The organism is Streptomyces sp. NPDC012935, from assembly GCF_042900345.1.
Classification (GTDB): domain Bacteria; phylum Actinomycetota; class Actinomycetes; order Streptomycetales; family Streptomycetaceae; genus Streptomyces.
The window spans coordinates 184,397-209,090 of record NZ_JBIBBC010000001.1 but is presented as its reverse complement, the minus strand read 5'-3'; the positions used below and the strand labels follow the sequence as shown (position 1 = coordinate 209,090).

Genomic DNA, 24,694 nt, shown 5'->3' with positions numbered 1-24,694 from the left:
CGCGTATGCCCACGCCGAGGACGCCTTCGCGGGCTCGGTGGACGGGGACGGTCTGCAAGCTCAGCGGAGAACCGCGGCGCGCAACGGTACTGACCTGTCGCTGCGGGAGATGGCCACGGGGTCAGGGGGCACGGCCCAGGCCGCCCGGGGCGTCGGTCGGCATCCCCGGGCCGGACGACGCGGGCGGCAGGGGCGGCAGACCCGTGGCGAGGTCCGGCAGGAGGACGGGTTCGAGTCGGATGCGGTCCTGGGCGGTCAGGCTGCGTTGCAACTGCGGTGGCCGGTAACCCGTGTCCCGGTCGTAGCGCTCCTTGGCGGGTACCGCCAAGAACTCGTTGCCGTCGGGTACGCCCTCGGAGTCGACCGCTTCTCCGATGGGCCGGTGCAGCGGCCTGGCCAGTCGGTACATTCCCGTCCGTGAGTTGTGCAGGTCGCCCAAAGCGTCCGGCCGCACCCGGAAGTCGATGCTCTGCTCGGGGTTCATCACCGTGGGCCCGGCGGCGCTGAGCGCGTCGGTGTCGAACTGCAGCCCGTACCTGCGGGCCTGATCGACCATCCACAGCAGCGGGATGTCCGACAGCCCCGTCTCCTTGTAGCCGCCGCCGACGTCGCAGTGCACCCCGGCGAACCAGACCTGCTTCAGTTTCTGACCCTGCTCGGCCGCGCCCGGCTGCTGGTGCCACAGTGCCGGCCGGAACGCCGAGCGCCGCTCGTCGATGGCCAGCGCGTGGAACGCCGCCCCGACCCAGCTGCTCAGCTCGGTGTTGTGGAACGCCCAGCGGCGGTTGAACCGGTGCGCCGCGGGCTGGAGCCACGAGGCGCTGGGAACGGGTATACCGAGTGCGCCGACCGTGTCCCACACCCCGATGAAACGGATCTCCGTCTCGCGCGCGTAGGAGCGGCGGAACAACGTGGCTGCCGCGCCGTTCGGTTGCTCGATCCGGTCCCGGTAGAGGGCCCAGGCCTCCGGGATCCGGTCGGCGTGCTCGCGGCGCAGGATGCCGCCGTTACGCACCAGTCCCGCAAGACTGCGGGCGGTGAACGCGCCCCGGCTGAAGCCGAAGAGGAAGAGTTCGTCATCGGGCTCGTATGTCTCGACGAGGAACCGGTAGGCGTCGACGACGTTCCGGGACAGACCCAAGCCGAACGCGCCTCCGCGCAGGCGTTCCCTCCGTCGCGTGCCCACGCCGCTGTGGTAGTGGACGCGCTGCTCCTTCCCGGCCGCGAACCCAGGGCGCACGGACAGGGCTACCTTGGCGACGTTGGTCTTGCTCGGTTGGTCGGCGAAGTTCCATGTGCCGTCACAGCAGACGACCAGACGCTTGGCCATGACCATCCCTCCTCGCGAGAGCGCGGAGCGGCGCACAGCACCACCTCCAGGCTCCCACTCCTCGAGGGGCCGCGCCATGTGACACGGAGCGGGTGAATTCATCCCGGTCAGTGAGGGCACTTGGCCTGCATGCATGGGATGCGAGGAACGGCGCTGGGCGTACGGCCCCGCGTCAGGGCCGCGGTGGAGGCGGTTCGGCGGGCGTTTGCGGAGCCGGGGCGTGAGCGGGATCTGGCGATGCAGGCGGGCAAGGCTGCGCTGGCGGCGTGGGTGGCGTGGGCGGTGGCGGGCTGGTGGCTGCAGGCGCCGATGGCGTTCATCGCGCCGTGGGTGGCGATCGTGCTGGTGGAGTCGACTGTGTACCGCTCGATCGCGCACGGGCTGCAGCAGTTGGCGGCGATCGCCACGGGCACGGTGGTGGCCACCGGCGTCGCCCTGCTCCTCGATTCCCCGATGGCGGCCATGGCGCTGGTGCTGCCCGCCGTCGTGCTGCTGGGGAACTGGCGGCGCCTGGGCAGCCAGGGCATCTACGCGGCCACGGGCGCCCTCTTCGTACTGACAGGTGGGCCGGTCACGGTCACCTCGTCGGCGGCACGGATAGCGGAGGCGGTCTTCGGCGCGGTCGTCGGTATCGCCGTCAACGCGCTGATCCGGCCTCCGGTGTATCTGCGCAGCACCCGTGCCGCGCTGCAGGACGCGGCGGGCGAGGCGCAGGAGATCCTGGACATGGTGGCCGACCGGTTGGCCGCCGACGAGTGGGACTCCCACACGGCCGGTTCGCTGCACGAGCGTGCGCTGCGCCTGTGGCGCCTCGTGGACCAGGCCCACGCGGCGGTCGGCTGGAGCCGGGAGAGCCTGCGCGTCAATCCCCGCCGCCGCAGCCGCCTCGTCTCGCAGCCGGGTCAGGACTACGACGACGCGGTCACCGTCCTCGACTACGTCGCCGTCCACACCGCGGGCGTCACCCGGGCCGTGCTGGAGTCCTCCGGTGATGAGCGCAAGGGGTGGCGACCGGGCCCGCACGCCGCGAAGCCGTATGCGGACTTTCTGCACAGCAGCGCTCGCGCCATCGGGCTCTATACCCGCAGCCGGTTCGCCCCCGGCGGGCAGGATCAGCAGGCCGACCAGGAGCTCCGCGAGGTGGTCGAGGACCTGAACCGCGCCTTGGCCGATCTACGGCAACGGCTGCTCGGCGCGGCCCCCGACGACCCCGACACCCTGGCGACGTACGGCACCCTCCTCACCCAGGCCCACCGTCTGGCCGACCAACTGGTCGGTCACTGACGGTGGACGGGGACGCGCCTGCGGCAGACCTGGGCGGCGCACCCCGCCGCGCGAGGGGCGTCAGGTCGACCAGACCACGCTGCCGTTGTGCACGATGACCACCTTGGCGTCGGCGCGCAGCACCAGCTGGGCGCCCTCGTGGCCCCAGGTCTGGGAGGCCCAGATGGGGCGGTCCTCGGCGTTGTGGATGACGAGGTTGCCGTCCTGCTGGAAGATCGCACGGTGGTTCTGGCCGAAGGTCATCGAGGCCCAGATGGGCTTGCTCTGCTCGTTGTAGACGACGAGGTTGCCGTCGGTCTGCATGACCATCCGGATGCGGTTGGTGGTCCAGGCCTGGTTGACCTCCAGGACGCTGGTCGCGAAGACGCTCTCGGTGCTCCAGTTCGGCTTCGGGCTCGCCTTGGGCTTGGGCTTCGGCTTCGGCTTCGCGGGAGCGCTGGTCTTGCTGGGCTCCGGGGAGGGCGCGACGGGCGGGGGAACGGCGACCTTCGCAGGCTCGCTCTTCTTGGGCTTCGCCTTCTTCGGGGAGGGACTGGGCGTCTCGGCCACGTAGTCGTCCAGGGCGGCGGGGGCGGAGTTCGGATTCAGGACGGTGTCGGCACCCGCGGTCAGGCCCTTGGGATCGCCGGGTCCGTCGTCCTTGGCGCTGCCGGCCAGCAGCAGCGGTACGGCGATGAGAACCGCGCCCGCTATCGCGGCCCCCGCCAGGACCGGCTTGCGGGGGCGTCCGCTGCCGACGCCGGTGTCCGTCTTGGTACCCGGAGGCGTCGTCCCGACCGCCGCGGCGACCGCGACGCCCTCCTCCGGCGCCTCAGCCGTCCCGGCTGCCGCCGCCGCTCCTGCGGGCGGGGCCGCGGCTTCGACGGTCTCCTCGGGGGGAGGCGTGGTGGCGGCGGTCTCCTCGGGGGGAGGCGTGGTGGCGGCGGTCTCCTCGGGAAGAGGTGCGGTGGCGGCGGCCTCCCCGGCCGGAGCGCTGCCGGACTTCGCCTCGGGGGCTGCGGCCGTGCTCGGCGCCGCCTCGTCCGGTGCGGAGGGGGTGGGCGGTAATCCGGCCTCCCCTTCGCGGGCGGCGGCCGCCTCCGCGTTCGCGCCGGGGGTCTGCTGCTGGGGGGACATGCGGTACTCCTCCTCGGTGGCGGAGCTGTCGGTGGTGTGCGGGGCCCGCGCGATGGCCGGGTCGGACAACGCCGGGGAGCCCGGCAGGCGCTGGTCAAGTGCCGTGCGGGGAGCACCGGTTCGGCCCGGTCGTGGCCGCCGGGTTCCACAAGACCCGCCGCGGTGGCGGCCGCAGGCTGGTCCGACGCCCTTCCGGGCTGCGCGGTCTTCCCGTACGGCCCCGGTCCGGACGTCCTGCCGGAAGGCGCCGTACGCCGACCGGACCGATGGCGTACCCCAACTTAGCCTGTACCGGGGAAGATCAGCCGCCCCACCCGCCCCAACTCTCCCGTCGCTTTGTCCGTCCATGCCTCCTTGCTCCCGGAACGTTCCCCAACCGGGCGGAAAACGGGCACGCGGGCACCCGATACGGGCCCTGCCCGAACCGCCACGGACGAGGCTCGTGTGGCATCCTGTTGGCGCCCCGAGTTGATCAGTGTCGGCGTGCGTCCATGCCGTTCGGCGCTCAAGTATTCGTAGGGACACAAGAGTTCAGGTGGAAATGCGGCCCGGACAGCGGCAGGAGGGCGGGCGCGACGCCCGGCCCGTGGCGCCCGACGGCTCCGGAGCCACCGCCGCCTCCCCTTCACCCGGCGCCGACTCCGTCGAGGCCTCCGACACCCCCGAGATACCCGAGGCCGTGCGGGCCGCCGCCCGCCGGGCGCCGGGGCACTGGATCGGAGTGGTGGACCCCGAGTGGACCGACGAGGGGACCCCGCCCGAGTGGGCGGTGCTGGGGGAGTGGCAGTCGGACGAGAACGGGAGCGTGGGGGACTACCGCGCCAACCCGGCGTACCGGCCTTCCGCTCGGGTGCTCGGCTGGCCGGATCCCACCGACCCGGTGGATGCCGCGGCACAGCGGGCCGCCACCGGCTACGGTTCGGTGGACGAGGCCATCGCGGAGCTCGCCGAAGCGGACATCACGGTGGTGCGCGGACCGGACGGCGGGCCGCTCACGGCCGCCGGGCGGGACGGGGCGCCGGTGGTGCTGTTGTTCACCTCACCGGCGCACGAGTTCATGTCCGCGGCACTTCGGCATGACACGCTCCCCGCCCGGGAGTTGGCCCGCTCCCTGACCGGTTCGGGCACCTTGCTGATGGTCAACGCCGGGGCCGCGGCCCCCTTGCTCGTCCCGGCGGACAGTCTCCTCGCTCCCGCACAAGGGCCGGGTGCAGAGGGGGCGCCCGCGGCGGACGCGGCAGCGGCGGAGGGGGGCTTCGGTGCCCGCTCCGGCCAGGCGGACCGTACCGGTCCCGCGACCGCGGCCCCCTCCGCGGCCCGCACCGACAACTCCCCTGAACCCCGGCCCCACATCACAGGGAGGACCCCGTGACGCGTCCGGTCCAGCACACCCCCGCTTCCCCGCGGTCGGAGTCCGGCTCCGACGGCGAGGAGACGGCCGCGACCGCCACCGCAGTCGCCACTTCAGCCGCCGAGCCCGAGCCCGAACCCGCAGAGGCGAAGACCGGGACCGAGGCCGGAGCTGAGGCCGGCGAGGCGGAGGAGACGGGCGCACCGAGCAGGGCCCCCGAGGTCGAGGAAGGCGTCGGGACCAGCCCCGAGGGCGGGACCGACCCAGGCGACCGGTCCGAGTCCGGGGCCGAAACCGACGCCGGTGCCGCCGCGGCAGCCAAGAGCCGGCTGCCCGCACTCGTGCGGACCATGACCGCGACCGCCATCGACCGGCCGCAGCAGGAGGCCGGTCAGGTGGGGCGGCCGGGCAGGGCGGCGCTGGCCGGGGCCGCGGTCGCCGGTGCGCTGCTCGTGTCGGTGCCGTTCCTGGTACTCGCCGGGGGCGACGACAAGGACAACAAGACGGCCCCGGCGGGAGGAACCGTACTCGGCGGCGGTTCGCCGGAGGCACCGGGCGACTTCGTGGTGACCGAGCCCGACGCCAGTGCCTCGGGCGACGGCAAGAAGGAGTCCGCCAAGCCCGGCAAGCCGGCCAAGGAAGCTCACGCGGGCACCTCGGGGCAGAACTCGGGCAAGGCCACGCCGAAGCAGGACGCCGGCCAGAAGGACAGCCCCAAGGGAGACGCGGGCGAGAAGGACCAGCCCGAGAAGCCCGCCGGAGGGGGCAGGTCCGGCGGCGACGACAAGCCCGCCAACACCGGTTCGGGCGTGACGTTCAGCGCCCCGGTCTCCCTGCGCAGCCACCTCTCCGGCCGCTGCATCGACGTACCGAACGCCGAGTTCGGCGACGGCAAGCAGCTGATGGTGTGGGACTGCAACAACGGCCCCGCGCAGAGGTGGCAGTTCGCCTCCGACGGCACGGTCCGCATCAACGGTCTGTGCCTGGACGTGGCCAACGCGAACTACAACGACGGCACTCCCATCCAGATCGCCTGGTGCAGCGGCAACGCCGCCCAGAAGTTCGTCCTGAACGAGCGGCACGACCTGGTCAACACCGTCGTCGGCAAGTGCGTCGACATCAAGGACAACAACCGGGGCAACGGGGCCTGGCTGCAACTGTGGACCTGCGCCGGGACCGACAACCAGAAGTGGAGCGTCTGAACGGACGCCCGCAGGCCGAGAACACCGCTCTCGGCATCCGTACGCCCCGAAGCCGGGGCATGATGGCTCGGTCGGCTCGCCGACACGCGCCGCCGACGAGGGGGCGCCCGCAGAAGACGCCGCCGGAGCAAGGAGGTTGGTGCGTGTCGCGCCAGGTACTGACGGTCGGTCCGGGGGACCGGGACCGCTACCGGACGATCGGTGAGGCACTCGCGGCCGCCCGTACCGGTGCGCTCATCAGCGTCCAGCCCGGGACGTACGCGGAGAACCTGGTGATCAACACCAGGGTCACCCTCACCGCCGCCGACGGGCGGGGCACCGTCGAGATCCGGCCGCGTTCGGGCAGCGTCCTCGCGCTGCGCGCCGACGCCGTGATGCTCTCCGAACTGACCCTGCGCGGCGGCGACGCCGAACTGCCCGCCGTGGACGTGCGGCGCGGGCAGGCCGCCCTCGACGGCTGCGAGGTCGTCGGCGCCGCCTGGACGGCGATGCTGGCCGGGGGCACCGGTTCCCTGGCGCTGCGGGACTGCCGCGTGAGCAACCCGCAGGGCGCGGGCATCGTGGTCACCTCGACCACGCCCACCACCGTGGAGTCCTGCACGCTCGAGCACCTGGGCACCAGCGGCCTCGTCCTCGCCGAGCAGGGCGAGGTCCGCATCCGCGGCTGCACGGTGCGCGACGCCCGCGGCAACGGCCTGCTCGCCAACGGCGAATCCCGCGGCACCGTCGAGGACTGCGACATCTCCTCCACCGACAAGCCCTCCCTCGCCCTGGAGCAGAACTCCTCCCTCACGGTGATCCGCACCGTGGTGCACGACACCAGCACCGGCGTGCACCTGAGCAGCGCGGGCCGTACGACGCTGGAGGACGTCCGCGTCACCGGCGCCTCCGGCAACGGGATCGCGCTGGCCGCCGGCACCGACCCGGTACTGCGCCGCTGCCGCGTCTCGCGCACCCGCGGCCACGGCGTGTTGGTCACCGACCGGGCCCGCGGCACCTTCGAGGACTGCTGGGTGGACGGCGCGCAAGGCGCCGCGGTGCGGGTCGCCGGGGCCGCCTCCCCGGCCCTGACCGGTCTGACGGTCCGCGACTGCGAACAGACCGGGCTGCTCCTGGAGGAGGACTCGGCGCCCGAGCTGGACCGCCTGGAGCTGATCGGCGGCGCGCCTGCGGTCTCCGTGCGCGGCGGCGCCAACCCGCTGCTGCGCCGGGCCCGGCTGGTGGAGCCCTCCGGCGACGGCATCGTGGCCGGCAAGGACGCCCGGGGCCGCGCCGAGGACTGCGAGATCGTACGGCCGAAGGGCGCGGGTGTGCGCGTGGCCTCCGGCAGCACTCTCTACCTGGCCGGCGGCGGCGTCTCCGACACCGCCACCAGCGGCCTGATAGTGGAGGACGGCGGCAACGTCACCGTCCGCGACTTCCGCGTCGAGATATCCGGCGAGGAGGGCGTGGTGGTGGCCGCGGGCGGCGAGTTGACCGCCAACCGCACCACCGTGCACGCAGCCCAGGGGCACGGCTTCCTGCTCCGCGAGGGCGCGCTCGCCTCGCTCAGCGGCTGCGAGGTCTCCGGCGGCGCCCAGGACGGCTTCCGGGTGGAGTCGACCGCGCCGGTCTCGCTCGTGAACTGCCTCGCCCGGGAGAACGAGGGCGGCGGCCTGGTGCAGACCGCGCCCGGCGAACGGCTCGCCGTGGAGGGCCTGAACAGCACCGGCAACGGCAAGCGGGACGCCTGGGGCACCGGCAGCGCCGAGAACACCGACCCGGCCGGCTCCGGCGCCGCGGACGCGCCCCCGCCGGACCGCGCGGACGGCCCGCTCGGCGCCCTGAACGCGCTGATCGGCCTGGAGAACGTCAAGCAGCAGGTGGGCACCCTGGTCAACCTGACCCAGCTGGCCCAGCGCCGCGAGCAACTCGGCATGTCCGCCCCGCCGATGAGCCGGCACCTGATCTTCGCCGGCCCGCCCGGCACGGGTAAGACCACCGTCGCCCGCCTCTACGGGGCGATCCTCGCCGAGCTGGGATCGCTGCGCAGCGGACACCTCGTGGAGGTCTCCCGCGCCGACCTGGTCGCGCAGGTCGTCGGCGGTACGGCCATCAAGACCACCGAGACCTTCCAACGAGCCCTGGGCGGCGTGCTGTTCATCGACGAGGCGTACACGCTCACGGCGGACAGCGGCAACGGCGGCGCCGACTTCGGCCGCGAGGCGGTGGACACCCTGCTGAAGCTGATGGAGGACCACCGCGACGACGTGGTGGTTGTCGCGGCGGGCTACTCGCGCGAAATGGAGTCCTTCCTCGGGTCCAACCCGGGCCTGGCGTCCCGTTTCTCACGGACCGTCGAGTTCGAGAACTACTCGGTGCCCGAACTGGTCGCGATCATGGAGAACATGTGCGCCCAGCACCAGTACGAGCTGGGCGAGGGCACCGCGGCGGCACTGGCCGCGCACTTCGAGGCGATGCCGAGAGACGCCGGCTTCGGCAACGGCCGTGCCGCGCGCGGGGTGTTCGAGGAGATGGTGGACCGGCAGGCGGTCCGGCTCGCCTCCCAGGCGCAGGTAGGCGAGCACGATCTGCGGCTGCTGCTGCCGGAGGACGTCTCCGCCGCCGCCGCGACGTCCGCCGAGGCCGCCGCTCCGGGCGACGACCCGCTGACCCGCCTCGGCGACATGATCGGCCTGGCCGAGGTGAAGCGCGACGTCGCGGACCTGGTCAACCTCATCACCACCGCCCGCCACCGTGCCGCCGCCGGACTGCCGGTGCCCTCGCTCAGCCACCACCTGGTCTTCACCGGCCCGCCCGGCACCGGCAAGACCACCGTGGCCCGCCTCTACGGCGAGATCCTGACCCAGCTCGGCATCCTGCAGCGGGGCCAGCTGATCGAGGCGGCCCGCGCCGACCTGGTCGGCCGCTACATCGGCCACACCGCCCAGCTGACCCGCGAGGTCTTCGAACGGGCCCGTGGCGGCGTGCTGTTCATCGACGAGGCGTACACCCTCACCCCGCGCGGCGGCGGTGCCGACTTCGGCCAGGAGGCGGTGGACACGCTGCTGAAGCTGATGGAGGACCACCGTGACGAGGTGGTCGTCATCGTCGCCGGATACACCGACGAGATGGAGCGCTTCCTCGCCTCCAACCCGGGCCTGTCCTCCCGCTTCCCGCGCCGGATCGCCTTCGCCGACTACTCCTCCGAGGAACTGGTCACCATCGTGCGCGGTCAGGCCGCGAGCATGGGCTACGAGTGCGGGCCCGGCACCGGACCGCTGCTCAGGGAGTACTTCGAGGCGCTGCCCCGGGACCGTTCGTTCGGCAACGCCCGCCTGGCCCGCCAGGTGGTCGAGGCGATGGTCACCAGGCAGGCGGGACGGCTCGGCTCACTGGCCGCGCCCACCCTGGACGACCTGCGCATCCTGATCCCCGAGGACGTCCCGGCCGCCGCCCCGAAGGCGGCTCCCCGATGACGCCGCGCGCCCACGGGGCCGCCCGCCTGCTGTCCGGCGCCGGCCTCGCCGCCTCGCTGCTGCTGGCCACGGCCGTTCCGGCTCATACGGCACCTCTGTCTCGTCCGCCTGCGGCCGACGAGAAGAAGGGGCAGGAACTGCCCGGTATGCCCTCCCTGCTCGATCCGGAGGCCGAGGAAGCGGCCTGTACTCCCGCCTCCAGGGAGACGGCGAAGAAGCAGGACTGGTCACGTCAGCGCCTCGACCTGGACCGGCTGCGCGGGCACAGCACCGGTGCGGGCGTGACCGTCGCCCTGATCGACACCGGCGTCGCCCCCGACGCCGCCGGCCTCGACGGCCGGGTCACCGCCCAGGGCGCGGCCGCCGAGGACTGTGTCGGGCACGGCACCTTCCTGGCCGGGCTGATCGCCGGCACCGGCGGAGACAGCACGCGCCTCGCCGGGGTCGCCCCGGGCGCGAAGGTCCTGGCGCTGCGTGGCACCGACACGCGCGGTGCGGCGAGCCCCGAGCTGGTCGCGGCGGCCGTACGCGAGGCAACCGAAGCCAGGGCCGAGGTGATCGCAGTCACGGTGGCCCTGCCGCGCCGCGACACGGCGCTGACCGACGCCGTCGCCGCGGCGCGCCGGGCGGGCGCGGTCGTCGTCGCCGCGGCCACCCCGGACCCGCCGTCGCGGGGCGGCACCGACGAGATCCCGTCCCGTGTCTACTGGCCGGCCGGCGAACCCGGCGTCCTGTCGGTCGCCGACATGCTCCCCGGCGGCGTGCGCCCCGACAACTCCCTGCCCACCACGGGCATCGACCTGGCCGCCCCCGGCGCCGGAGTGGTCTCCGGGGGCCCGCGCGGCACCGGCCACTACCTCGGCGCCGGCGCCTCGGTGGCCGCCGCCTACGCCGCCGGTGCCGCCGCGGCGGTCCGGGCCGCCCACCCCGGCGAGGCGCCCGACGCCGTCATCCACCGCCTGACCGCGACCGCCTACCCGGCCGACATCCCCCAACTGGACGCCTACGCCGCCGTGACCACGATCCTCGGCGAGCCGGGTGCGCGGGCGCGCCCCGAGCGGGCCGCGGATCCCGTGACCGTCCGCGACACCTCCACCGCCGACCGCGCCACCGGCCGAGCCACCCTCTTCGTCCTCCTCGGCTCCGCCTCCGTACTCGCCATCCTCTGGGCCGCCTTCACCCTCCCCCGGGCCCGCGCCCGGGGGTGGCGTCCGGCGGCACGTCCGCAGCGAACGGGGGCCCAGCCGGGGCTTGGGGACGCTGAGGCGTCGTAAGGGGCGACCGGGCCGAGTGGCCGCGGTGCGAGGTGCGGTCCGGGGCGTTGTCGCCAACTCTGGTGCGGACACCTCGAGTTGACGCTACGGCCCTGTTCGGGATCGGTATCCGGTGGGTCGGCCGGGCGGAGTGGGGCCGAGGCTCGGAGAGGCTGAGGTGTCGGAGGGGGGCGTCCCGGGGGCGGGTCGGGGCACTCGTCACCAACTCCAGTGGGGCTCACGTCAGGTGCCCCCCAGCCGTGCTCGGGGACGGCGTGCGGCGGGTTGCTGGAGCGAGGCGAGGCTCATGGGTCGGTGGCCCCAGGGCCGGGACGGGCCGCGCAGGTGAGGTTCGTTCCTCGGCGGCCCGCACCGGTGCCGTCCGTATCAGCCGAGTCCGGGATGGCGTCCGGCGGGCGGTCGTAGCGGCGGGGCCGCCGCGGCCCGCCGACCCCGACGACCGCGGGGGCCACACCAGGTGGCCCCCGCTACGTGCCTCACATGCCCTCAGCCCTCCTGGGCCCGGCTCTCCTCCACCAATGCCGTCTGCATCAACCGTGCCTTGCGGCGGGCGATGTGCAGGGCGCGGCCAGGCGGGAGGTTGAGGGGCTTCGCGTTGCCGAAGAGGCGGCCCTCGGTGGGCGGGCAGGACAGGAGGACGGCGGGGTTGTTCGCCTCGTCCATACGGCGGATCAGGGCGTCGCTGAGGCCTCGGCCGGCGCCCATGGCGCTGCGGGCGACGACCAGGTGCAGGCCCATCTCGAAGCCGAGGGTCAGATGCTCGAAGAGCGGCTCGAAGGGGCTCTGGAAGGAGTTGCCGGAGACCATGTCGTAGTCGTCGACGAGGATGAACAGCCGCGGGCCGGTCCACCAGTCGCACCGGCGCATCCGGGCGGGGGCGATGTCCGCGCCGGGGACACGGGTCTTGAGCGCGCGGGCGGCGCCGTCGACGGTCTCCTTCAGGTTGTCCAGGGAGATCACGTGCCCGATGCGGTACTCCGCCGGGACGGCATCCACCAGGGTGCGGCGGTAGTCCACCGCGATGATCTTCGCCTCGCTCGGGGCGTACCGGGCGGTGATGCCCTCGGTGATACGGCGCAGCAGATTGGTCTTGCCGCTCTCCGTGTCGCCGACCACGATCAGGTGCGGGGTGCGGCTGAAGTCGTGCCACACCGGCTCCAGGGCGTCCTGGTCGATGCCGAGCGGCAGGCGCAGACCGCCGCCCTCGGTGGGCTGCGGCGCCGGGAGTTCGGCGAGCGGCAGCCGGTGCGGCAGCATCCGCACCGGTGGTGCGGCCGGGCCCGACCAGTGCCTGGCGACCTCGCCCACCAGGTGGGCGACGCCCTCGCCGAGGTCCTCGAGGGAGCCGCTGCCGTCCAGGCGGGGCAGGCCGGCCAGGAAGTGCATCTTGCTGTCGGCGGTGATGCCGCGACCGCCGCTGCGCGGCACCGAACGGGCCTTGCGGGTGTCGATCTCGGAGTCCATGGGATCACCCATCCGCAACTCAAGGCGGGTGGCGGACTGGTCGCGGACCTGCGCGGACAACTCGACCCAGCGGGTGGTGGTGATGAGCAGGTGGATGCCGTAGTTCAGACCGCGGGCGGCGAGTTCGTTGAACTTCGGGACCAGTTCGTCGTAGTCCTGACGGACCGTCGACCAGCCGTCGACCACCATGAACACGTCGCCGAAGGGCTCGTCGGGGAACTCCCCGGCGGCCCGGCGACGGCGGTAGGACTGCATGGAGTCGAGGGTGTGGTCCACGAAGAACTGCTCGCGGCGGGCGAGCAGCGTCATCACCTCGGCGACGGCCCGGTGCACCCGCTCCGGGTTGAGCCGCGCCGCGACCCCGCCGACGTGGGGGAGCGAGGCGAGCTGGGAGAGACCGCCGCCGCCGAAGTCCAGGCAGTAGAACTGGATCTCGGCGGGGGTGTGGGTGAGGGCGAGAGCGGCGATCAGCGTGCGGGCCAGGGTCGACTTGCCGCTCTGGGAGCCGCCCGCGACGGCGACGTGGCCGCCGGCCCCGGAAAGGTCCACGACCAGCGGATCGCGGCGCTGCTCGAAGGGCTTGTCCACCAGACCGACGGGGACCCGCAGCTTGCCGGTGCCGGACCAGCCGGCCGCGGTGAGACCGCGCTCGGGGTCGGCGGTGATGCCCGGCAGCAGGGCGTCCAGCGGGGAGGGCTCCTCCAGCGGCGGCAGCCACACCTGGTGGGCGGCGGGGCCGGCGTCGCGCAGCCGGTCGAGGGCCACGTCCAGCAGGGTCTCGTCGTCGCCCGTCTCCTCGATCTCCGGCTCCGGCTCGGACGCCGGCTCCAGCGTCCGCGGCACCACCCAGCCGCTGGTCCACGGCACCACCTGGCTGGCCACCCGGGCCTGCACCACCGCGCCGGTGCGGCGCCGGTACGTACCGGAGGAGTAGGCGGCGCGGAACCGGGTCAGGGCCTCCACGCCGGACTTCAGATAGCCGCTGCCGGGCTGGGCCGGCAACTCGTAGGCGTCCGGCACGCCCAGCACGCCGCGGCTCTCCATGGCGGAGAAGGTACGCAGGCCGATGCGGTACGACAGGTGGCTCTCCAACTGGTGCATGCGGCCCTCGTCCAGCCGCTGCGAGGCCAGCAGCAGATGCACCCCGAGGGAGCGCCCGAGGCGGCCGATCATCACGAACAGGTCCATGAACTCCCGGTGCGCGGACAGCAGTTCGCTGAACTCGTCGACGACCACGAACAGGCTGGGCAGCGGGATGAGGTCCGCCCCGGCGGCGCGGGCCCGCTCGTACTCCAGCGCCGAGGTGTAGTTGCCCGCCGCGCGCAACAGCTCCTGGCGGCGGATGAGTTCGCCGTGCAGGGCGTCCTGCATGCGCTCCACCAGGGCGACTTCGTCGGCGAGGTTGGTGATGACGGCGGAGGTGTGCGGGAGTTCCTCCAGGCCGAGGAAGGTCGCGCCGCCCTTGAAGTCGACCAGGACGAAGTTGAGGGTCTCGGAGGAGTTCGTCAGCGCGAGACCGAGGACGAGGGTGCGCAGCAGTTCGCTCTTGCCGGAGCCGGTGGCGCCGATCAGCATGCCGTGCGGGCCCATGCCACCCTGTGCGGACTCCTTGATGTCGAGGTCCACCGGGCGGCCGTCCACGCCGACGGCGATCGGCACCCGCAGCCGGGCGGACCCGGTGTGCCGGTCGAAGAGGACCTTCGGGTCGTGCCGGTGCAGATCGGGGATACCGAGCAGGGTGGTGAGCTCGACGTCGGCGTCCAGCGGCTGCGCGATGTCCGTGCCCAGGCTCATCCGGCGGGCGGTCAGCAGCCGGGCCAGCGACTCGGCGCCGAGCGGGCCTAGCCGGTCCGGGCGGCCGAGCGCGACGGAACGCTCCTTGCGGCTGCGGTCGGTCCGCACCAGGTTCACCCGGTCCGGTCCGACGGTCAGCCGCAGCGTGTTGCGGCCGGGCCGCCAGCGCAGCGCCCCGGACACGTCCAGGAGCACGGCATTGCGGTAGCCGTGGCCCTCCCAGCGGTGGCCCTCGGGGACGGTGACGCCGTCCAGGACCACGACCGTGTAGGGCTCGTCGCGGCCGGGGCGGGCGTCCGGGTCGAAGCCGGGACGCTCGGCGAACTCGGCGCCGAGCAGATCGTCCAGCTCGGTGAGGTCGGCGGTGATCCGGCGGACCTGGCCGGCGCCGTCCTCCTCGTGCGGGTGCAGCGCGTGCGGCAGCCACTTGACCCACTCCCAGTCGGGCCGGCGCTCGTCGCTGACGCAGACGGCGAGCCACAGCTCCTCGGGCGCATGGAACACCGCGAGCTGGCCGAGCATGGCGCGCACCAGGGCCCGTACCGCGTCGGCGCCCGGACCGGTGTTCTCGGCCCGGCTCTCGCCGCTCGCCCCGTACGACGCGGCCCCCGGCTCGGCCACCGCCTCGCCGGGTGACTCCTCGGGGCGCAGCATGACCCGCGCGGAGGAGCGCAGGTAGAGGCCGAGGGGTTGCTCGGGGATGGTGGAGTAGGCGCGGATGAAGCGGCGCAGGGCGTGCGCACAGAGCGGTTCGAGGTCCTCCACCGGGCGGGTGGAGACCGGGTTGAGGGTGAGGGCGAGCTGCTGTTCGCCGATCGCGAGCCGGACCTCGCCGAAGTCCTCGTCGGCCGGGCGCCGTTCCCACAGCCGTGAGGTGCGGGCCAGCGAACGCAGGGAGGCGGGCTCCGGGTGGCGCCAGGCGAGCGCCCGCTGCTGCTCCGTGATGGTGCTCCGGACCCGCTTGCGCATCTGCGCCAGATAGCGGAGATAGTCGCGACGTTCTCCCTTCAGGCGCTGCTTGCGCTCGCTGGAGCGGCGCATCAGCTGCCCCAGCAGCATGGCACCGGCGGAGAGCGCCATGACGCCCATCGCCAGATACATGAAGACGCCGTTGCCGCCGCCCGGGCGCAGGAACATCAGCATCATCGACACCGACATCAGCGCCATCGGCAAATAGGTCCATATCGCCGAGGTGTCCGGCACCGTCTCAGCGAGAACCGGCGGCTCCTGGAGGGTCAATTGCCCGTCGGGCATCTCGGGTCCGCGCCTGCGGGCCGGCCGGCGAAACAGCACCACACTCAAGGAACGAAACCTCCGGTTTCACTGGCTTTCCGGCCCGCGCCGAATAGCGGCACACCCGGTAGCGGGAAAGACCGCACCGCACCCATTCTGCGGGTCCCGGGCGGCGCGGTGAACGCCGGATGAATGTTGTGAGCTGAAAGCGGGGGAGGGTCAACTCCCCCCGCACTCAACTGCATACCGGACAAGGAGTCCGGTCCGCAGCACGATCCGGCGGGCGTAGGCAGTAGTCTGCATTCACGTAACGCGACCTGTCCACGCGGGAGAGGTGGTTTCCGGGCGCACGGACACAATTCCCTTGTCCGACCGCCCGGTTCTGGGCCGCGCGGGCCTTACGTACTCTGCGCACGGCTCCTCTCCCAAGGAAGTCCTTCTGTCAAAGCCCCCCACGGAAGACGAGAGTTCAGCTGATGACCGACAGCGCGGTGGCCCAACTGTGCCGCCTGACCGTACGTGCGCCGAGCGTCTCCGTCGATCTGGCCGTGCCCGCCGACGTGCCGGTCGCCGATCTGCTGCCGACGCTGCTGCGTTACGTCGGCGAGGAGGCCGAGGAGGCCGGGCTCGACCACGCAGGATGGGTGCTGCAGCTGCTCGGTGACGCCCCCCTCGACGAGGAGAGCACCCTCGCGCGGGCCGGGCTCGCCGACGGGGACGTGCTCTATCTGCGCCCGCACACCGAGGCGTTGCCCGAGGCGAGGCTCGACGACCTGGTCGACGGCATAGCCGACACCGCGGGCCGCAGGCTGCACACCTGGCACCCCGAGGCGGCCCGTGGGCTGCTGGTGGGCACCACGGTGGCGACCGTGGTGGCCGCACTGGTGCTGGTGTTCTGGCCAGGGGTGACCGGCTCGGGTTCGATCAGGGCCGCCTGTGCGGCCGTCGCGGGGGTGCTGCTGCTCGCGGGCGCGGGTACCGCCAGCCGCGCCGTCGGTGAGCGCCTCTCCGCGACCGCGCTCGGCCTGCTGGTGGCACCCTGCCTGGCACTGGCGGGCTGGGTGCTGCCCGGCGGCGAGCTGACCGGCCCGGACGCGGCGCGGGTCGTGGGCGCGCGGCTGCTCGCCGCGGGCGCCGCGGGCGCGGGCGGTGCGGTCCTCGCGCTGGCCGCCACCGCGGTCGGCGCCCCGGCCCTGCTGGCCACCGCGGTCGTCTCGGTGGCCACCGCGATCGCGGGCGCCCTGATCGGGTACTCGGGCCTGGACGCACCGGCCGCGGTGTCCCTGGTGGCGGCGGTCGTCGCGCTGGCGGCCGGGACCGTCGCACCGTTCGCCTTCAAGCTCGCCGGAATGCGGATGCCCGCCCTTCCCTCCTCCGCCAGCCAGCTCCAGGAGGGCATCGAGCCCTACGCGGGCGACGAGGTCGCCGAGCGCACCGAGCTGGCCGGACGCTGGGTCACCGCGCTCTTCGCCGCCACCGGCACCGTCGCCGCGGCCGCCCTCGTCGTCATCACCCAACGCCCCGACCTGCCCGAGGTGTTGACCGCGGTCACGCTGAGCCTGCTGCTGCTCCTGCACTCCCGCGGCCTGGTGCACATCGGGCAGCGGCTGACCCTCGCCGTGCCCGGCGTCTGGGGGCTGCTGCTGCTCGCCCGCGCCTGGGCGGTGGACAGCCACGGCGACGGACGCCTGGTGGTCTTCGCGGTGCTGCTCGGCGCCGCGGCCGCACTGGTCATCGCCGCCTGGACGGTGCCCGGCCGGCGGATGCTGCCGTACTGGGGCCGGGCGGCGGAGATCGCGCACACCGGCTTCGCCGTGGCGCTGCTGCCGCTCAGCCTGTGGGTGGCCGGGCTCTTCGGCTGGCTGCGCGGCCTGTTCGGCTGAGCCACCCGCACTCCGGCAAGAGAACGAAGTCGAGGAGAGGCCGTGCAGTCCAAACGCGACCAGGTACACGCCCACAGCTTCATGATGGGCAGGCTCAGTTCAGGCCTGCTGATGGCCGACCCGGACGCCCCGGAGAGCCCCCTCGGGCGCACCACCCGCGGAGTGGTCTTCGGCGTCCTGGCCACCGTCCTGATCGGCGCCGGCGCCACCGTCTACGGCCTGCTGCGCCCCGGCGGGAACGACGCCTGGCGCGACGGCGACCACCTGGTGGTCAACCGCGACACCGGCGCCCGCTACCTGTGGACCGGCACCGACGGCGTACTGCACCCCGTGCGCAACTACGCCTCGGCGCGGCTCATCGGCGGGTCCGACCTGGAGACCGTGGACGTCGGCACCGCCTCGCTGCGGGACGTCCCGGTGGGCGCCCCGGCCGGCATCCCCGGCGCCCCCGACACCGTGCCCGAGCCCGGCCAACTCGACAACGGCGCCTGGCACATGTGCGTCACCGGGCCGGGCGGGGCGCTGCCCGACACGTCCGGTGCCGTGGCGAACACCGGCGTGGACGAGCCGGGCGCCACCACCGTGGTCGCCGGGGCGCCGCTGGACTCCCGCGGCATCGGCGCCGACCGCGCGCTTCTGGTGCGCGGTCCGGACGACACCGAATACCTCGTGTGGCGGGGCAGCAGACTGCCGCTGGACCGCGCCTCCGACGCCCGCAACGCCCTCGGCTACGGTTCCGAGCAGCCGATGCCGGTCTCGGCGGCCTTCCTCGACGCGCTGGCCCCCGGCCCCGCCCTCAAGCCTCCCGCGGTACCGGGACGCGGTGCGCAGGGGCCCGAACTCGGAGGCGAAGCCAGCCGGATCGGCCAGCTGTTCAAGGTCAGCGTGCCCGGCGGCGGCAGCACCTACCACCTGCTGCGCAAGGACGGCCTGGTGCCGCTGACCCGGCTCGGCGCCGCCCTGGTGCTGGGCGACCCGGCCACCCAGAAGGACGCCTACCAAGGACAGTCGCCCGAAGTGCGCACGGTCGGCGCGGACGCGCTGCGCGAGCACCGGGCCACGGACCCGGGCCCCTCCGCATCCGCGGAGCTGCCGGACGCGCCGCCTCTCCCGCAGTCCGCGCCGCGCGGCACCGCGCTCTGCGCGCAGGTGGACGGCGACGACGGCGGCGCCCGGATCCGGTCGGTGCTGGTCCCCCTGACCCGGCTCACCCCGGTCGCGGTGCCGCAGGGCACCGCCGAGCCGCTGAAGCCGGCCTGTGTCCCGGTCGACGCCACCGTGGTTCGGCCCGGACGCGGCGCCCTGGTCAGGGCCCTGCACGCCAGCGGCGCCGCGCATGCCGGGACCACGTACCTGGTGGCGGAGAACGGCGTGAAGTACCGGGTCTCCGCGAAGAATTCGCTGGCCGCCCTCGGGTACGGAACCGGGGACATCGGCTCGGTCCCCGCTCCGCTGCTCGCGGCTCTCCCGACCGGCGCGGACCTCGACCCGGCCGCCGCGTCCGGCGCAGCGGAACCCAAGGTCACGGCACCGGCGTGCGGTGTCGCCGGACAGCCGGAGCGCAGCGAGACGAACGCCGAGAAGGACAAGGCGGACACGGCACGCTGATCGCGGCAAGGAACTCATACCGTGCCGAAGAAATGGAAAAGGGCGGGGGCAGCAGAAGTATTCAGCCAAACTCGGCGCCGCGGGTGTGAAGTTCGAGGAGTCATCCCGGGATCGAGCGCGGCGGAGAACCTCAAATAAAGCTCTGAAATATCAGCCGGCGGCACCCCTGAAATCCGGCGGAAGCGCTTTCCCGGTCCGGATGCGGTCCTCGCCATGCCCGCTTACCTACTTCGCGTGCCCGCTTTCTGCCCGCATCGCGTTGCCCGGCGGACAGGTTCACATCCGCTGCCCCGCTGGTCGGGTGCGCGCGTTCATATCGCGGAAACCTCCGCACAACTCCCTTGCCACGCAGGAATTCTGGGGTCAGCTGACCGATGCTCAAATCTTCCCTGCGCGCGTTGCGCGGAACGCTCAGTTCTCTTTAGCCTCAGCGGGCAACGATGCGTCGAGACAAGCCTGAACGAAGGGAGCGCGACATGGCGGACAGCGCCGCGAGGAAAGCGGACTATGCCAAGGGCTTGGGGGGTGTCTCCTCCCTGGAGTCGGCCCGGAGCCAGGTCGAGAAGATCCAGAACAACGTCGCTGAGATCGCCGCGCGTTCGGGTGTCGGCGGCGACGAGGGCCAGGCCCTGCTGAAGCTCTTCCGCAGCTGGAACGCCGAGGCGCAGAAGGTCGTCATCCAGATCAGCAAGATGGTCGACGCGCTCCAGGAGAACGTGACCTCCGCCAACCGCCTGGCGCAGGAGAACCAGGACCTGACCGAGGTCCTCAACAGCAAGACCAGCCAGGGCGTCTTCGAAGCGCTGCGCTGACCCACCCCGGCAGCACCGGCCCTGCGTACGGCGAGGCCGGCCCCCCTGAGCTTCCCGGGCGCCGACGCCCGGCCGTCCGAGAGGAGACGTCATGGCCGACGGCATCATCGACGTGCAGTACCCCGCGGTCCGTAATGCCATCGAGGAGCTGATGGCCCAGACCCAGCAGATCATCACGACCCTCAACAACCTGGAGGACGAGCTGAAGCCGCTCGTCACCTCCTGGGAGGGTTCGGACCAGGAGACGTACCGCCAGGTCCAGGCGGAGTGGGACCAGGCCACCAAGAACATGGCGATGCTCCTCGGCGACAACGGCGAGCTGATCCAGACCATCCACGACAACCACTCCCGCGACGAGCGCCGGAGCGCAGACAACTGGGGGAACGTGCGGGCCCGTTAGGGCCTCGGCCGGAGTTTCCCTCTGTCCGGCCGAAGGGCGGGACCGGCGGCCGGACGGCGCGACCGCAGGACGCCGAACCACCCGTATCCCGTTTCACGGCCGGTTCGGCGACGCGGTCGGGACGCCGCCCGAGGACCCTGTAGGCGGACGTGCCGACGCCGACGCCAACGCCGGCGAGCGGGCGGGAACCTCCGGACCGACCCCGTGTGCCCACCCGGCACACGGGCCCGCCGGCCCGGCCGTCGCCCGTGAGCGGGGCGTCCGCCGGGCTCCCGTATCCCCGTCCGGCACCAAGCGGCAGGAGAGCGTCCCATGGCCGGTGAGAAGGCCGACGTCAAGCATTTCGACCTCAAGCAGATGGAGAACTTCCGGGACAACGAGGTGCAGCCGGTGTACACCGCCGCGAAGAAGCACAAGGAGGACGGCGACGGGTCCCACATCCGCCCGCTCGGCCACCTCATCGACGGCCACACCACACCGGAGAACCTCGCCCAGGACAAGCAACTCCTGCGCATCGGCAGGATGGTGACCGAACCCCTGGTCTCGGGACCGAAGCTGATCGAGGACATCCGCACCGCGGCCGAGGCCATCGACAAGCTCCTCGGTGACCAGATGGACCTCTTCAAGGAGCTGAAAGAGGCGCTCACTGACACGATCGACGAGGCCAACAAGACCAAGGACAAGAACCTCGACGCGATCGACGCGCAGACGCTGCTGCAGACCTTCGACGAGGTCGACACCCTCACCGCCGGCACCACCGGCGACCCGGACGACGAGTCCTGACCAACCGACCAGAAAGGGCGCCCGGTGGCCGATCGCTACGATCCCAACTCCGTCGCCAACCTCGACAAGTTCGACAATGCCGGCGACCCGTCGAGCGACACCTGGGCCACCCTGGTCACCCACATCACCGGCTACCCGGTGCCGGACCGCAACACCGTCTTCGACACGCTGCGCTCCGAACACGGCGGCAAGCTCTTCCGGATGGACATCAAGGAGCGCAGCCTCTCCCTGCTCGTCAAGGACTCCGGCTTCCTGACGAACAAGGGCGAGGACTACGACATCTGGTTCTTCGACAGCGGCAAGAAACGGTCCATCATGCAGGCCCGGATCGTCTTCGAGGGCCGCGTGAAGGCAGGCGAAGAGATCATCTTCGCGGGTCCGGGTTCGGACAACGTCCATGACGCGCAGGTCCGTGAGGGCAACGAGTTCACGGACTACAACAAGGACAAGATGAGCACCATCCCGCTCGCCCGGTACATGAACGGGCCGCGGGCGGCGCTCCTCGCCCTGCTGGGCGGCAACACCCAGGACGCCCGGTTCAGCAACCTGGGCGTACCCGGCGCCGACGTGGTGGACCTGAACTCCTTCAACACCACAGGGGAGTCCTTCGACTTCGCGGCCAAGTTCTTCCGGGACCACGCGGTGGTGCTGAAGGACTGGGAGGACCGCTTCGGGCGGGACGACGCGAGCTGGAAGGGCGAGGCTGCGGAGGTATTCCGCAGCCTGCTGCAGAAGATCCGCGAGAACTACGACAGTTACGTCGAGACCTTCGACTCCAACCCGGGCTCCGGCGACGAGACCGGCACCGGCAACACGGTGTACTCGCGCGCCCTGTCACTGGGCCGCAAGTACCTGGTGGACTCCGCCAACAAGCTGCTGGAGGCGTGGCTCGCCTGGGCCAAGTCCCCGTACTACGACCCGCACCAGGTGCTGCGCTACGTCCTGGACGACCTCGCCCAGTGGGTGGACGCGAACAACGTCGCCAAGACCGACATCAAGTCGTACACCTCCCGCTACACCACCACCGTCAGCCACAGCCCGCAGGGCGGCTTCTCCCAGGTGCATCCCGACTACGGCGACCTCACCGACATCGCGAACTGGGCGAAGGTCGGCGACAAGGCGGTGAAGATCTGGAGCCAGGGCGTCGACGAGTTCCTCGGCAAGCCCGCCGCCCAGGTGCAGTCGGCCCTGAACAACCACTTCCTCGACCTGGGCGACGACTTCTCCGACAACGTGCCCAAGCCGAAGTCGACCAGCACGGCCGCGGAGGAGTACGAGGAGCGCAAGGCCGAGGAGGCGCAGGAGGAGATCAACCGGCAGAACGAGGAGAACCGCAAGTACCAGGACGAGCTGCGCGCCGAGCAGGAGCGGCAGCGCGAGGAGGACCGCAAGTACCAGGAGGAGCTCCGCGAGGAGCAGCGGCGCCAGCGGGAGGAGGACAAGAAGTACCAGGACGAGCTGCGCGAGGAGCAGAACCAGCAGCGCGAGGAGGACAAGAAGCTCCAGGAGGAGCTGCGCAACGAGCAGAACCAGCAACGCGAAGAGGACAAGAAGTACCAGGACGAGCTCCGCGAGGAGCAGCGGCGTGAGCAGGAGGAGGCCAAGCGCGAGGCCGAGGAGCAGGCCAAGGCCATGCAGGAGAGCCTCGGCGGCATCAACGACCCGGCCGCCGTCACCGAGCAGAACCTCGGCAACCTGGACCAGCTGCTGAACCCGACCACGGTCACGGAGAGCCTGGGCGACCTCGGCGACGTGAACAACCCGGGCGGTGAGCAGGAGGCCCTCACGAGCACCCCGCCGCCGATCACCACGAACCTGGGCAACCTCGGGCCGCTGAACAACGGACCGGGCGGGACGAACAGCTCCGCCAACGACGCGATCACCGAGAACCTCGGCAGCCTCGGCGGCCTGAACGCCGGCGGCGGCTCCCTCAAGACCCCGACCGGCGGCAACACCCAGCTCAACGACGGCAAGCTCACCACGGACTTCCCGGACGGCAGCAGCACCAGCTTCGACCCGGACAGCGGGGTGCTCACGACCACCCATCCGGACGGCAGCGTCACCACGCAGAACCTGGGCGACGGCACCAGGGTGACCAACCCGGACGGCTCGGTCACCTCACTCGGCGACGACGGCAAACTGACGACCACGTTCCCGGACGGCACCACCCAGACCGTCGATCCCACGACCGGGCAGACCACCACGACCAACCCGGACGGCACGACCACCACGACCGACCTGGGCAGCCTCGACGGCCTCAACAGCGGCCTCGGCGGCGGCGACGGCGTGCTCGACACCCCGACCGGCGGCAGTACCCAGCTGACCAGCGGCGGCGACCTGACGACCGACTTCGCGGACGGCAGCCGTACCAGCTTCGACCCGGACAGCGGGACGCTCACCACCACACACCCGGACGGCTCGACCACCACGACCGACCTCGGCAACGGTAACGAGGTGACCAACCCGGACGGCTCGGTCACCTCACTCGGCGACGACGGCAAGCTGACGACCACGTTCCCGGACGGCACCACGCAGACGGTCGACCCGACGACCGGGCAGACGACCACCACCGATCCGGACGGGAAGACCACCACCGAGAACCTGGGCGGCCTGGGCAACCTCAACAGCCAGAACGGGCTCGGTGACCTGGGCGACCTCAACCCCGATCTGCCCACGGAGTCCATCGGCGACCTGGGCGACCTCGGGAACCTCAACACCGACCGCGCCGGCCTGGAGACCCCGACGGGCGGGAACACCGCCCTTCAGGGCGACGATTTCGCCACGACCTTCGCGGACGGCAGCAAGGCCGTCTTCGACCCGGACACCGGGACGCTCACCACCACCGACGCGAACGGGTCCACCACGACCACCGACCTCACCCACGGCGCGAAGGTGACCAACCCGGACGGCTCCACCACCGTCCTGGACAACGGCAAGCTGACCACCACGTTCCCGGACGGCAGCACCCAGGTGATCGACCCGGACACCGGCATCGCCACCGTCACCGACCCGCAGGGCAACACCGAGACGGTGGACCTGCACGACCTCAACTCGCAAGACAGTCGCGGCGATTCGGGCGTACTCGACGACCTCGGCGGTCTCGGCGACCTCAACGGGACCGGCGGCGGTGCCGGAACCAGCAGCCGGGACGTGTCGCTCTCCGATCTGGGACTCGGCGGCGGCGTGGGCGCAGGGGCCTCCGGCGGCGGCCTGTCCGCAGCGGACGCCCCCGGCGGACTCGGTGCCGAGCCTCTCTCCGACGGTGCCGCCGCGAGCGAGGGCACCCCGCTCGCTCCCGCCGCCACGGCCGGCGCCCCTGGCGCGCCCGGCACACCCGGCAGCCCAGGGATGCCGATGGGCGGCGGCATGGGCGGCATGGGCGCGGGCGGCGAGAAGGGCAACGGCGAGCGGGTGCGTGCCGTCCTGGTCGACGCGGCGGAGGAGAGCGAGCGCCGCAATCGCCGCCGACGCAGCCCGTGGAACCGCCAGGAGGACAGCGACACCTTCCTGGCCCCGGCCTCCCGGGTGGCGACCACCGGCGGCGACAGCCCCGAGGAGGAGACGGAGCCGGGCCGCAGGGTCACCAGCTCCGCCGACTTCCTGGAGGAGGACACGGACGTGTGGGGGACCGAGGACGGCGGCACCCCGGCCGTCATCGGGCGGTGAACACCGCGCGGCCCGGCGTGCCCACCGCGCGGAGAG

14 protein-coding genes are annotated in these 24,694 nt (G+C 72.5%); 11 read left to right on the top strand and 3 right to left on the bottom strand.

Features of this window, described 5'->3' with window-relative positions; all coding sequences use genetic code 11:
* Positions 1-121: 121 nt before the first annotated feature.
* The gene (locus ACFY5C_RS00835; RefSeq protein WP_389439002.1) at positions 122-1,330 is read right to left on the bottom strand and encodes a DUF2235 domain-containing protein; all 1,209 of its coding nucleotides are present in this window, start codon (positions 1,328-1,330) and stop codon (positions 122-124) included.
* Positions 1,331-1,459: 129 nt separating this feature from the next.
* Between ACFY5C_RS00835 and ACFY5C_RS00830 the strand changes: the two genes are divergently transcribed.
* Positions 1,460-2,614 carry an aromatic acid exporter family protein gene (locus ACFY5C_RS00830; RefSeq protein ID WP_389439000.1) on the top strand — a complete coding sequence of 385 codons (1,155 nt, stop codon included), beginning with the start codon at positions 1,460-1,462 and terminating at the stop codon, positions 2,612-2,614.
* Positions 2,615-2,674: 60 nt separating this feature from the next.
* Here the strand turns inward: ACFY5C_RS00830 and ACFY5C_RS00825 are convergent, their stop codons facing one another.
* Positions 2,675-3,730 carry a mannose-binding protein gene (locus tag ACFY5C_RS00825; RefSeq protein WP_389440617.1) on the bottom strand — a complete coding sequence of 352 codons (1,056 nt, stop codon included), beginning with the start codon at positions 3,728-3,730 and terminating at the stop codon, positions 2,675-2,677.
* A 541-nt stretch (positions 3,731-4,271) separates the two neighbouring features.
* Here ACFY5C_RS00825 and ACFY5C_RS00820 point away from each other — a divergent pair.
* The 4 genes from ACFY5C_RS00820 to ACFY5C_RS00805 all read left to right on the top strand — a co-directional run bounded on the left by ACFY5C_RS00820 (position 4,272) and on the right by ACFY5C_RS00805 (position 11,015).
* Complete coding sequence (locus ACFY5C_RS00820) at positions 4,272-5,102, top strand: type VII secretion system-associated protein (RefSeq protein ID WP_389438998.1); 831 nt, start codon at positions 4,272-4,274, stop codon at positions 5,100-5,102.
* Positions 5,099-6,283 carry a ricin-type beta-trefoil lectin domain protein gene (locus ACFY5C_RS00815; RefSeq protein WP_389438996.1) on the top strand — a complete coding sequence of 395 codons (1,185 nt, stop codon included), beginning with the start codon at positions 5,099-5,101 and terminating at the stop codon, positions 6,281-6,283. The genes ACFY5C_RS00820 and ACFY5C_RS00815 overlap by 4 nt, the downstream gene beginning before the upstream one ends.
* Positions 6,284-6,426: 143 nt before the next feature.
* Positions 6,427-9,741: a right-handed parallel beta-helix repeat-containing protein gene (locus tag ACFY5C_RS00810; protein WP_389438994.1), complete on the top strand. Its 3,315-nt coding sequence runs from the start codon at positions 6,427-6,429 to the stop codon at positions 9,739-9,741.
* Positions 9,738-11,015: a S8 family serine peptidase gene (locus tag ACFY5C_RS00805; RefSeq protein ID WP_389438992.1), complete on the top strand. Its 1,278-nt coding sequence runs from the start codon at positions 9,738-9,740 to the stop codon at positions 11,013-11,015. The genes ACFY5C_RS00810 and ACFY5C_RS00805 overlap by 4 nt, the downstream gene beginning before the upstream one ends.
* A 486-nt stretch (positions 11,016-11,501) precedes the next feature.
* Here the strand turns inward: ACFY5C_RS00805 and eccCa are convergent, their stop codons facing one another.
* A complete protein-coding gene (gene eccCa / locus ACFY5C_RS00800; protein ID WP_389438990.1) occupies positions 11,502-15,527 on the bottom strand; it encodes a type VII secretion protein EccCa in 4,026 nt (1,341 codons plus the stop codon).
* A 455-nt stretch (positions 15,528-15,982) separates the two neighbouring features.
* On the opposite strand from eccCa, the gene eccD reads away from it, so the two are divergent.
* From eccD to ACFY5C_RS00770, 6 genes are all read left to right on the top strand, one after another.
* Entirely contained in the window at positions 15,983-17,389 is a 1,407-nt protein-coding gene (eccD, locus tag ACFY5C_RS00795) for a type VII secretion integral membrane protein EccD (protein WP_389438988.1), read from the top strand.
* A 42-nt stretch (positions 17,390-17,431) separates the two neighbouring features.
* Positions 17,432-18,997: a type VII secretion protein EccB gene (eccB, locus tag ACFY5C_RS00790; RefSeq protein WP_389438986.1), complete on the top strand. Its 1,566-nt coding sequence runs from the start codon at positions 17,432-17,434 to the stop codon at positions 18,995-18,997.
* A 476-nt stretch (positions 18,998-19,473) separates the two neighbouring features.
* A complete protein-coding gene (locus ACFY5C_RS00785; RefSeq protein WP_389438984.1) occupies positions 19,474-19,809 on the top strand; it encodes a hypothetical protein in 336 nt (111 codons plus the stop codon).
* 91 nt (positions 19,810-19,900) lie between these two features.
* Positions 19,901-20,209: a WXG100 family type VII secretion target gene (locus tag ACFY5C_RS00780; protein ID WP_328420337.1), complete on the top strand. Its 309-nt coding sequence runs from the start codon at positions 19,901-19,903 to the stop codon at positions 20,207-20,209.
* A 312-nt stretch (positions 20,210-20,521) separates the two neighbouring features.
* The gene (locus ACFY5C_RS00775; protein WP_328420335.1) at positions 20,522-20,992 is read left to right on the top strand and encodes a type VII secretion system-associated protein; all 471 of its coding nucleotides are present in this window, start codon (positions 20,522-20,524) and stop codon (positions 20,990-20,992) included.
* A gap of 24 nt (positions 20,993-21,016) precedes the next feature.
* On the top strand, positions 21,017-24,658 hold the full coding sequence (locus tag ACFY5C_RS00770; RefSeq protein WP_389438982.1) for an AAWKG family protein: 3,642 nt from the start codon (positions 21,017-21,019) through the stop codon (positions 24,656-24,658).
* Positions 24,659-24,694: the final 36 nt, after the last annotated feature.